The following is an 11,327-nucleotide window of genomic DNA, read 5'->3' as shown; positions in this document are numbered from 1 at the left end:
AGGCTGTACTTGAGTACGGCAAGGCGACGTTGACGTGGTTTGAATTTGATTTTCGAAGAGTATAAAACAAAAAACCGCCTAGATAATACCTAAACGGATGCTTGAAATAATCTAACAAGTTATAACTTTGCTAGTCCATTTAGATATTCATCTATATGGACCACAATCAAAAATCTTAGCCACATAGATACAAACAAATTGCTTGAACTGTTTGCATCCATGGTGACATGTCTACAAACACTATCTAAAGTAGCTAAAGTAAAAGTTTTGATTCATCGTTACAGCTTGTTTCTTATTCATTTCTTTTTCTGCTTTCTTTTTTGATGTTTCTTATCTTACCACCTTTTTTATCAGCTGTCAAGAATATTTCAGAATTTTTTAAAATTTTTCGAAAATTCTTTCATAATTCTTTCAATTCTTTTAGGATAATTTCAAAGATTTGCCCATTAGACAAAATAGAACGATTTGAAGACTTTTATGGTATTCAGTTGTACTAGAGTTTTTTAAAAGTGTTTTGATGGCTTGTATTTCTTCTTTGGTTGATTTCATATCACTATTATATAATGCATTTTAATTTTAGTGTAGTATTAAACTGACTCTTGGCAGTCGGACAAAAAATCGACAGTTATTTTATACTGTTTAAAACCAATAGTCAATACGACAATCTCTTTACTTTTCGGTTATCAACTCTGTAGATGGCTAACATATCCAAAATAAGCTAAGTATCCCGAGGATAGGCAACAGAAATGAATTATTTATACTCTGGATACCACTTCAAATCACGAACTGCTTTGGCCATATCTGTTTCCTTAGCGCGTGCAAGACCTTGCTCTTGTGCTTTTTTAGCGACTGCTTCTGCTACTTTAATAGAAACATCTGCTACATACTTGAATGGTGGCAAGACAGGAGCTCCTGGTTGGCCTGGATTGACAATACCACTCAATGAATGGGCCGCTGCTCCAATCATTTCATCAGTCAAAAGACTTGCTTCAGAAGCCAGCATACCTAGACCAAGACCTGGGTAAATCAGGGCATTATTGGCTTGACCAATCACATAGTCTATACCTTTATAAGAAACCGTATCAGCAGGAATTCCTGTAGCGACAAAAGCTTTTCCATCTGACCATTCAATCAAGTCTTTAGCACTAGCTTCTGCCAATTTAGTTGGATTTGACAAAGGGAAGATCATTGGACGTTCTATGTTTTCACACATAGCTTCTACTATTTCTTTAGTGAAGGTATTAGGCTGAGTTGAAGTTCCTACAAGAATGGTTGGCTTCACAGTCTTCACTACTTCAAGCAGGTCAGTCAACTTATCTGCGTTACTAAAGTCAGCACGTTTCTTAGCAAATGGTTTTTGCTCTGGTGTCAAGTCATCCATGTCATCAAAGAGAAGACCTTGTTTATCAACCATAAAGAACCGTTTACAGGCTTCTTCTTCAGAAAGACCTTCACTTACCATTTCACGAAGAACACGAGAGGCAATTCCTGCGCCCGCAGTACCTCCACCATAGCAGAGATAAACTTGATCTGTTAATTTTTCACCACTAATATCCAGTGAACCAAAGATACCACCCAAGGTAACGATTCCTGTACCTTGAATATCATCATTAAAGGTCGGAATTTGTTTCCGGTATTTTTCAAGAATATTGGCAGCATTCAAGCGACCGAAGTCTTCCCAGTGAAGGTAGAGTTTAGGAAAGAGACGTTCTGCTGTTTGAACAAATTGGTCAATGAAGTCGTAGTAACGATCTCCGCGGACCCGTTCGTGACGATTTCCTAAGTAATTAGGATTGTTACGAAGTTCTTCACGGTTAGTCCCTGCATCAATAACTAAAGGAAGGACCATTGAAGGATCAATTCCAGCAGCACCCGTATAAACCATCAATTTCCCAACAGAAATATCGACACCATTTGTTCCCCAGTCGCCAATTCCAAGGATTCCTTCTGCATCTGTTACAACAATGAGACGAATCTCGCGACCCCCGGCAGCGTTTTTCAAAGTAGCTTTAATATTTTCAGGATGATTAATATCAAGATATCCCGCATATTGGGGATCTACAAAGAGGTCACTATAGCCTTCAATGGTATCTGCAATGGTTGGATCGTATACAATTGGATTGAATTCCTCCAAATGTTGAGAAAAGAGGTAATAGAAAAGAGTCCTGTTGATATTAAAAATTTCCATTAGGAAAAGACGTTTTTCCAAATCATTGGCTTTTGTTTGCATTTGTGCATAAGTTTGCGCCGCTTGTTCTTCAATCGTTTGAACATACGGTGGCAGTAAACCAATAAGGCCTAGTTCCTTTCGCTCCTCTAAGGTAAAGGCAGTACCTTTATTGAGGAAAGGATTGTTTAAAATATCATGTGCAGTCATAGTGCAACCTCCTTTTTATTTATATTATACCACATGAAACGAATTGTTCATGAAACGTTGTTGTTTAAATAATACAATTGTATACGCATATGTTATAATGAGTCTACGAGAACAATTTTTAATAGGCTCTTTTATACTTAAAACACTATTATTGATAATACTTTAAGTTGTTATATTTTATAAAGTTCTGAACTCATAAAACTCTCGATAATCACTCTTTACTAAAAGTTTCAAGTAAAATAAACCAATCATACAAATTGACAATCCTAATTAAAATAAATATCATATAAGTGCGTTATGTAATACTTTGTATTTTTTAAGGTGTTTTTTTGTCATTTAAAACTTGTATTCTATTTATATGACAACTAAAAACTATTTACAACAATATATTTCCCAAAAAGTGAAATATTTTCGAACACAGAATAAAATGAGCCAGGAAGAACTTTCGGAACAAGCAGGACTCGGGCTTAAGTATATCAATCAACTTGAAAACCAAAATGTGAATCTGACCATTCACAGTCTTGAAAAAGTGATTGACGCACTAGAAATGACCCCAGAGGAATTTTTCAATTTTGATAGCCTTGAATCAACCTCTGATAAGAGTGATAATCTTTCACTCAAAAGAATCAACATGAAGATTAAACAGCTCCCTATTGATAAACGAGAAAAGATGTTGGTCATTTTTGAGAGTATCTTAGATAATCTTTGAGATCCCTGACTCACTTACATTTTAACTGGTGAATACTCGTATAGTCAAATTGTAGGATACGGATAAAAATTATTTATCTGCTGTTTTCCACTTATTTTCCTTCTCCAACTAATGAAAGTGAACCCATATGAATTTAAAAGATCTACAATATTTTTATGATCTCTGCCAGCTTCAATCCTATACGGAAGTAGCAAAACAACATAAAGTCAGCCAACCATCTATTTCTTATGCTATCAAGCGCTTAGAGGAATCCTTTAACTGCAAATTGATTCACCATGACCCCTCGCATCGTTCCTTCAAGCTAACTCTTCAAGGACAAATCCTTCTAAAGCATACAGAACTGATTTTACCTGAGGTCATTTCTACTCGCAAAGAAATTAATCGCTCCTTGACACAATACTCTACTGTAGGATTCCCTCCTATTATCATTCAGTATCTCTTTGCTGCCTTAAACGAAAAGGATAAATTGGATTTTTTAAAAAAGATACGCCCTATCCGCGGTGGCTCCGTAGAGTTATTAAACCTTCTCCTTAAGGGAGAACTTAATGCAAGCCTACTCGGTTTGATTGAACCTCTCAATTATCCTTCAATAGAGACACACGAGCTATTTCATAAAGAACTGTATGTCGTTTTATCTAAGAACCATCCTTTTGCCACTGCTCCTTCCCTCGCTTTTGAAGAATTAGCAGATCAATCCTTTATACTCTTAGACGAACACTTTGTTCACCTGAAAGCTTTTGAAACGCTTAATCAAAAGTATCAAAACAAGGCAGAAATATTCTTTAAGACTGATGACATTGCCATCCTTAAAGAACTTTTAAAGAAAGGGATTGGCCTTAGTTTACTGGCTGATATCGCACTTTCTGATGAAGATGATGATTTAATAAAAATTCCTCTTATACCGAAGGACAAGATAACTTTTACAGTTTATTACGCTTACCTTAAATCAGCTACACCGTCATCAGAAGTAGAAGCCTTATTTAATCTCCTTAAATCATATGAATAGAAAAAACTCTAACTATCAATGAACTGATAGCTAGAGTTTTTTACATTGTAGATATTAGACTCAATGAAAATCAAAAAGCAAACTAGGAAGCTAGCCGCAGGCTGCTCAAAACAGTGTTTTGAGGTTGTAGATAGAGCTGACGTGGTTTGAATTTAATTTTCGAAGAGTATTAGACTATAGTAGATTGAAGCTAGAGTAATACGCCGCGACTTCTAAACCTTTTCTAGAAATTAATTTGACTTTCCTAATAAAGTTGTTCAGATTTTATTTCATCTCACTATAATTCAATGATTTTCAAATCAGTCCAACAAAAAAAGGTTTATAATTTCCACATCAATTTTTATGGAAATTATAAAACCATTATTAGTTTAACCCTTGTTGGTAACGCGCCAATTCGGCTTGGTTAGCCCAAACATAGTGGCCTGGACGGATTTCTACCATAGATGGCTTATCAGTCTCATAGTCGTGTTGACCTGGGTCGTAAACCTTCAAGACCTTCTTACGTTCCAAGATTGGATCTGGAATTGGTACCGCTGAAAGCAAGGCTTGAGTATATGGGTGAATTGGATTGTTAAACAATTCTTCTGTTTCTGCAACCTCTACAATAACACCCTTATAAATAACTGCGATACGATCTGAAATAAAACGAACAACCGACAAGTCATGGGCGATAAAGAGATAGGTCAAGCCAAGTTCTTTTTGGAATTTTTTGAGCAAATTCAAGACTTGGGCACGTACAGAAACGTCCAAGGCTGAAATGGGCTCATCCGCAATAACAAAGTCTGGTTGCATGACCAAGGCACGAGCAATACCGATACGTTGACGTTGACCACCTGAGAATTCATGAGGGTAACGAGTCAAGTGCTCAGCAAGAAGACCTACTTCACGGATAATATTTTTAACCTTCTCTTTGCGCTCTTCTTCATCCTTAAACAGACGGTGATTGTAAAGACCTTCAGAAATAATATAATCAACAGTAGCACGTTCATTCAAACTTGCTGCAGGGTCTTGGAAAATCATCTGGATACGACGAATCAATTCCGCAGCTTGTTCACGCGATTTCTTACCATTAATCTTTTGACCATCAAAAATGATATCACCATTACTTGTATCATTTAGACCAATGATGGCACGACCAATAGTTGTTTTCCCACTACCTGACTCACCTACAAGCGAGAAAGTTTCTCCCTTATTGATAAAGAAGTTGGCATTTTTAACCGCGACAAACTTCTTACTTCCTTCACCGAAGGAAATTTCTAAATCTTTGATTTCTACTAATTTTTCAGACATTTCCTTCCTCCTAGTCAGCCAGATGGGCAAATCCCATTTTTTCACGGATCTTATCGTGAAGATTTGCAATCACAGCTGGTTTTTCTACTTTTGGAGCATCCTCATGAAGAAGCCAAGTTTTAGCCCAATGTGTCTCTGATACTGAAAATTGAGGAGCTTTTTGTTCGAAGTCAATCTGCATTGCATAGTCAGAACGCAAGGCAAAGGCATCCCCTTTCAGGTCAGTATAAAGTGACGGAGGTGTTCCTGGGATTGAGTAAAGATCCCCTTTATCATCAGCAAGCTGAGGCAAGCTAGACAAGAGACTCCATGTATATGGATGGCGAGGGTCATAGAAGACTTCCTCAACAGTTCCATACTCAACGATTTCTCCGGCATACATAACCGCTACCTTATCCGCAATACTTGCTACCACACCAAGGTCGTGGGTGATAAAGATTGTTGTGAAATGGTACTCGTTTTGTAAAGATTTGAGCAAATCAATAATCTGAGCTTGGATAGTCACATCCAAGGCAGTCGTTGGTTCATCACAGATCAAGACATCAGGTCGGCAGGCAAGGGCAATCGCAATAACGATACGTTGACGCATTCCTCCAGAATATTGGAATGGGTATTCATCAAAACGTCTATCTGCGTCTGGAATACCAACCTTATTCATGTAGTCAATGGCCAATTCTTTCGCTTCCTTGGCTGTTTTTCCTTGGTGTTTTACAATAACTTCTGTAATCTGACTACCAATTGTTTTAATTGGGTCCAAACTAGTCATTGGGTCCTGGAAGATAGTCGCAATCTTAGCACCACGAATTTGTTCCCAATCTTTGTGAGAAGACAAGGCTGTCAAATCCTGGCCACGGTAGTCAATGCTACCTTGGGCAATGCGTCCATTTTCTTCGAGCATACCTGTGAAGGTCTTTGTCAACACAGATTTCCCTGATCCTGATTCACCTACCAAGGCTAATACTTCTCCCTCAACTAGTTCAAGGGAAACACCGCGAATGGCTGTCAATACTTTGTCACGAACGTCAAATTCCACGACAATATCGCGAGCAGTCAAAATTACATTTTTTTCTTTTGTCATTTCTACTCCTATCTATGTGTACGTGGATCACTAGCATCCGCTAAGTTTTGACCAACTACGAAAAGGGACAAGGATACCAAGACAAGAGTTGTCAATGGAATCCAGAACAAGTAAGCGTTAGTTGTAACATTTTGTGAATAATCTGAAATCAAACGACCCAAACTTGGAACTGTAATCGGTAATCCAAGACCGAAGAAAGACAAGAAGGCTTCGTATGAGATAAAGCTTGGAAGCATTTGAGTCATCGTTGTCACAATAACAGATACCAATTGAGGCATGATATTTTTGGCAACAATCTTCAAGGTCGGTGTTCCTAAAGTACGTGACGCCAAGTTGTATTCCAAGTCACGATAACGCAAGATTTGCACACGGATCATGAAGGCAATCCCAATCCATGTTGTTACACTCATGGCAAAAATCAGATTCCAGAATCCGGCTCCGATTGAGTAAGTCAAGACAATGACAATCAAAAGAGAAGGGATGTTTGAGATGACGTTATAAACTTCCATCATCACACGGTCAACTGATTTCGAAATTCCCCAAATACCACCGACAAAGACACCGATAACTAAGTTAATCACTGTCGCAATCACAGAAATGAGGATAGAGTTACGAGCTCCGAACCAAACACCGTCAAAGAGAGATTTACCGTTACTGTCAGTACCGAACCAATGCTCAGCATTTGGCTTGATATAACGAGCACTAAAGTCGTTTACCTTGCTGACATCATTGAAATCAAACTTAGAAAACATTGGGTAGATGAAACTCATCAAAATGATAGCCACCAAGATTCCCAACATAACTACAGTTGATTTTTTCTTCATAAATTGTCTAAACACTGAACCCCAGTATGAATAAGCTGGCGCATCAATGGCTTCAGAGGCAAAATCGTCACGTTTTACAAACTGAAATTTTTCTTTATCGATTGTAGACATTATTTGCCTCCTTTCTCAGTCAATTTAATACGTGGGTCAATAATCGTCATCCAAATATCTCCCAAAAGAAGTGAGAAGATAGAAATACATGTAAAGATGAAGACAAGACCAACGACCATAGAGTTATTAGATGCTTTTACAGAGTCAATCAACATTTTACCCATACCTGGGAAGGCGAAGACTGTTTCAGTAAGGGTTGCACCACCGATAACCCCGATAACAGCACCAGGAATTCCTGAAACCAGTGGAACCATGGCATTTTTAAAGATGTGTTTGTTTGAAATTTCTTTTTCAGACAAACCTTTTGCACGAGCAAAACGAACAAAGTCCTGTGACTGCAAGTCAATCATGTAACGACGAATCCAAATAGCTGTACCAGGAGCACCCAACAAACCAAGGATAACTGCTGGTAAAACATACGAACGCCAATCTCCAGCACCCAAGATAGGGAATGAATCTGGCAAGCCGATTGAAGAACCAGCCAAACGGACAATATAAACCAAGGCAATTGTTGGAAGAGCCATCAAGAAGGTCAAAGCCCCTGTTGAGAAACTATCAATCCAAGTGTTCTTGAAGCGAGCCATAGCTGAACCAAGTGGCACGGCAATCGCATAAGAAATCACCAAACCTATCAATCCAACAACAGCAGAGCTGGCAATCATTGAAGGATATTGGTAGTTACTTTCAGTAGCCGTATACGGATCATCTTTTCCGTAGTTAGCTACTTCACGAGAGTCAGCCTGACTAGGTGATTTGTAGGTTCTTGAGTAAATATTTACAGAAGAAGTTTTCTTACCTGTTGGGAATTGAACTTGAGATGTTTTTGTTTGCCCTTGTCCTTGAGTAATAACCTGTAAAACAGGGCTATTAGCATAGGTTGGATAAGAGTCACCTAAATTAATGTTCACAAAGTTTTGATGAACAAATGGGAACTGACTGTTGAAGTACAAGAGATATTTGTGTTTGGTACCTGAACCGACCAAGGACCATCCGATAGCTGGATCATTTTCAAAACGAAGGTAACGTTTCAAGTCTGGATTTTCAGGGTCTTGGATTTTATTAGTATGGTCAATGTCAATCAAGTTAGCATAGAAGTGAAAAACACGTTCAAAAATCGGGATTTCACGAGTAGCGTAGAATTGGCCACTTTCAGTAAATTCTCCCAAGGTCCAACCATGACCGATTTGTTTGATGTATTTTTCATAGATAGCCTTGTTGGTGTCATTAGCTTCAACGGTTACAGAAGCATCCATCTGGCTAGCTTTTTCTTGCAACTCTTTGGTATCGTAGTACTCGATATAGCCCATACGCTCATAAACAGTATTTTCATAGTTATCACGTTTATCAGCAGTTGTCGCAATCTTGTTATAGTTGGTATCCTGTTTGAAAATCAATTTTCGAGGAACCATTGTATAGATAATCGTGTAAGTCAAGGTTGTTACTAAGAAGATAGAAACCAATGACCGCAAAACACGCATAAAAATATATTTTTTCATATCATTTCCTTTAAAAATCCCAAAAGAACCTTCTCCTCATGGAGAGAAAGTTCTATTGAAAATTATTTACTTCACATGACTTGCCAATTCTTTTTGAGCTTTCTCGTTTGACTCAGTCTTTTCTTTCAACCATTTTTCACGAGCTTTTTCATACTCTTCTTTGGTGATTGCTTTTTCACCAACTTCAGTGTACTTCAAGTATCCTGCATTTTCACCTTTAAGGCCGGCTACAGAATATGAAGAGCTAAATGGTAGAACTTTTGAAACATATGAAACGGCTGTTTCTTTAGGAGAAGCCATTACTGGAATTGTCAAAGCATTGTCAGTTAACCAAGCTTGTGCTACCGCGTATTTTTCATAACGTTTTTGAACATCTTGGTTCTCGCTGTTTGCGTCATCAAGTAATTTTCCATAGTCAGCTAAACCAAGTTTGCTTACTACTGATGCATCTGTGTTTTGGTCAATACCAAGGTAAAGGCGAGTGCTTCCTCCCTTAATGACGAATTGATCCAAGAAAGTAGAAGGATCTTGATAGTCAGGGTTCCATCCTAGCAAGGTATGGATATCCCAGTCTTGCTCTTTAGCTGTTGGAGCGCTAAATGAAATTGGTAAAGCTTCTGCTTGAGTCATTTGTTGTAAGTCTACAACAACATTATCTGAACCCAATACTTTTTCAATTGATTGCTTCAATGATTGAACACGGTTTACAACCGCTGTTGATTCTTGGATAACCAAGGCATCCAAGTGGATTGGGAATTCAACACCTTCAGCTTGTAGGCTTGATTTTGCTTTAGCAAAGACTTCTTTAGCTTTTTCTTCATTGTAAAGTCCATTTTGAGAATCTGCTAGAGACACGTTTGACCAAGTAGAAGAATTTGTCTTAGCCAAGCTATCTTGTACCAATTCACCAAATGTTTTCTTACCAACTTGAAGATTATAAGGTGCAAACGTATTACGGATGGCTACTGCAGCTCCATCAGTACCATTTGTTTGAGCTGAATAAGAATTGCGATCGACAGCAAAGTTCAAGGCTTGACGGAATTCCTTGTTTAGCAATGCTTTCTGAGTAGATGTCTTTTGGGCATCACTTGTTTTGGCAGTGTGGTTATAGGTTGTACGGCCATAGTTCAAGCTGACAGTTGCAACACCAGCACCTGGTTCGTTAAAGTAAATGTTATCTTTGAAGTCAGCTGCATATTTTTCATATGTAGAACTTGTAGGGAAGATACGAGCTTTGCTATATTGACCATCAGAAAAACCTTTGGCAATTACATCTTGATCCTTACCATCCCAGAAAGTGAACTTAACGTTCTCAATTTTTACATTTTCTTTATCCCAGTAAGCGTCATTTTTAGCCATCTCAATAGATGATTTAGGAGTTACAGCCTTCAAGACAAATGGACCGTTATAAAGAATAGAGTTGGCATCTGTTGGGGCACCAAAACCTTCCCCTTTTGAAGTTAAGAATTCTTCATTAACTGGCATCAAAACACCACTAGTGGTCTTGTCATTCCAGAAAGTTTCTGGCTGGTTCAAGGTATATTCTAGTGTTTGGTCATCAAGCGCTTTTACTCCAACGGTTGAAAAGTCGCTTGTTTCACCCTTGATATAGGCTTCTAATCCTTTAATAGAAGAGCTAACGATTGAAAGTCCTTTTGATTTTCCATCTACAGCATGTTTCAAACCAGTAACGAAGTCTTTAGCAGTTACAGGAGCGTACTCTTCTCCCTCTGCGGTTACCCATTTAGCATCCTTACGGATTTTATAGGTATAAGTCAAACCATCTTTTGAAACTGTCCATGATTCAGCAATAGAAGGAACCAGGTTACCATATTTATCATTAGCCAACAAACCATCTACAGCATTTGTTGTGATGAATGATGTTGAATCGATATTGCTAACGATATAATCCAAGGTTTCTGGATCTGTTTGATAAACATATTGGTAATCTTTTGCCAGTTTAGCATTATTTGAACTAGTGTTTGAACACGCAGCTAGAACTCCTGACGCTAATAAGGAAGCTCCCGCTACAGCAAGCACTTGACTTTTTTTCATTTATTTACTCCTCTTATAAAGTATAGGTTATCGTCAATTATATCATATATTTCAAGAAAAGTAAACGAATTTTCAGAATATTTAGGCTTGTTGATACAAAAAATCTGAAAAAACTATTGACTGAGAATGATTTTCAAGGTATAATAATAAACGTTAAGGCGGTATAGCCAAGTGGTAAGGCACGGCTCTGCAAAAGCTTGATCGTCGGTTCAAATCCGTCTACCGCCTTCTATAACTTGATTTATCAGGTTTCATTTAAACAGAAAGCCCAATTTAAAGGGCTTTTTTCTTTTTCCTCGAATAAATACGTATAACTTTAAAAAACTTTTGGGGCAAGTTTGAGGCTGAGTTTTTCGAGGACACAATTCCCTCTTGAAATCA

General features: G+C 37.9%; 8 protein-coding genes, 1 tRNA gene and 1 pseudogene. 3 read left to right on the top strand and 7 right to left on the bottom strand.

Annotated elements, in window-relative coordinates; all coding sequences use genetic code 11:
• Positions 1-429: 429 nt before the first annotated feature.
• A pseudogene (locus ADI86_RS11720) lies at positions 430-549 on the bottom strand (IS630 family transposase); the annotation flags it as partial.
• 202 nt (positions 550-751) lie between these two features.
• Positions 752-2,377 carry a malolactic enzyme gene (locus ADI86_RS06285; protein ID WP_049532228.1) on the bottom strand — a complete coding sequence of 542 codons (1,626 nt, stop codon included), beginning with the start codon at positions 2,375-2,377 and terminating at the stop codon, positions 752-754.
• A gap of 358 nt (positions 2,378-2,735) precedes the next feature.
• Between ADI86_RS06285 and ADI86_RS06280 the strand changes: the two genes are divergently transcribed.
• Together ADI86_RS06280 and ADI86_RS06275 are read left to right on the top strand one after the other, a co-directional pair.
• Positions 2,736-3,086, top strand: a complete 351-nt coding sequence (locus ADI86_RS06280; protein ID WP_000208712.1) for a helix-turn-helix domain-containing protein — start codon at positions 2,736-2,738, stop codon at positions 3,084-3,086.
• Positions 3,087-3,213: 127 nt separating this feature from the next.
• A complete protein-coding gene (locus tag ADI86_RS06275) occupies positions 3,214-4,092 on the top strand; it encodes a LysR family transcriptional regulator (protein WP_049532227.1) in 879 nt (292 codons plus the stop codon).
• Between the two features lie 363 nt (positions 4,093-4,455).
• Here the strand turns inward: ADI86_RS06275 and ADI86_RS06270 are convergent, their stop codons facing one another.
• The 5 genes from ADI86_RS06270 to ADI86_RS06250 form a co-directional block, all read right to left on the bottom strand.
• On the bottom strand, positions 4,456-5,382 hold the full coding sequence (locus tag ADI86_RS06270; RefSeq protein ID WP_049532226.1) for an ATP-binding cassette domain-containing protein: 927 nt from the start codon (positions 5,380-5,382) through the stop codon (positions 4,456-4,458).
• Positions 5,383-5,392: 10 nt separating this feature from the next.
• Positions 5,393-6,460 (bottom strand): ABC transporter ATP-binding protein, encoded by a 1,068-nt coding sequence (locus ADI86_RS06265; protein WP_000159550.1) that lies wholly within the window; start codon positions 6,458-6,460, stop codon positions 5,393-5,395.
• An 8-nt stretch (positions 6,461-6,468) separates the two neighbouring features.
• Positions 6,469-7,395, bottom strand: a complete 927-nt coding sequence (gene oppC, locus ADI86_RS06260) for an oligopeptide ABC transporter permease OppC (RefSeq protein ID WP_000103691.1) — start codon at positions 7,393-7,395, stop codon at positions 6,469-6,471.
• Positions 7,395-8,891: an ABC transporter permease gene (locus tag ADI86_RS06255; protein ID WP_000759914.1), complete on the bottom strand. Its 1,497-nt coding sequence runs from the start codon at positions 8,889-8,891 to the stop codon at positions 7,395-7,397. The genes oppC and ADI86_RS06255 overlap by 1 nt, the downstream gene beginning before the upstream one ends.
• A 66-nt stretch (positions 8,892-8,957) precedes the next feature.
• Entirely contained in the window at positions 8,958-10,946 is a 1,989-nt protein-coding gene (locus ADI86_RS06250) for a peptide ABC transporter substrate-binding protein (RefSeq protein WP_049532225.1), read from the bottom strand.
• 157 nt (positions 10,947-11,103) lie between these two features.
• On the opposite strand from ADI86_RS06250, the gene ADI86_RS06245 reads away from it, so the two are divergent.
• Positions 11,104-11,174 (top strand) — tRNA-Cys (locus tag ADI86_RS06245).
• Positions 11,175-11,327 lie beyond the last annotated feature (153 nt).

The organism is Streptococcus pseudopneumoniae (assembly GCF_001074975.1).
In the GTDB taxonomy this organism is placed as follows: Bacteria; Bacillota; Bacilli; order Lactobacillales; family Streptococcaceae; genus Streptococcus; species Streptococcus pseudopneumoniae_D.
Note: the sequence above shows the minus strand (reverse complement) of the source record. Positions and strands in the feature narration are given on the sequence as shown.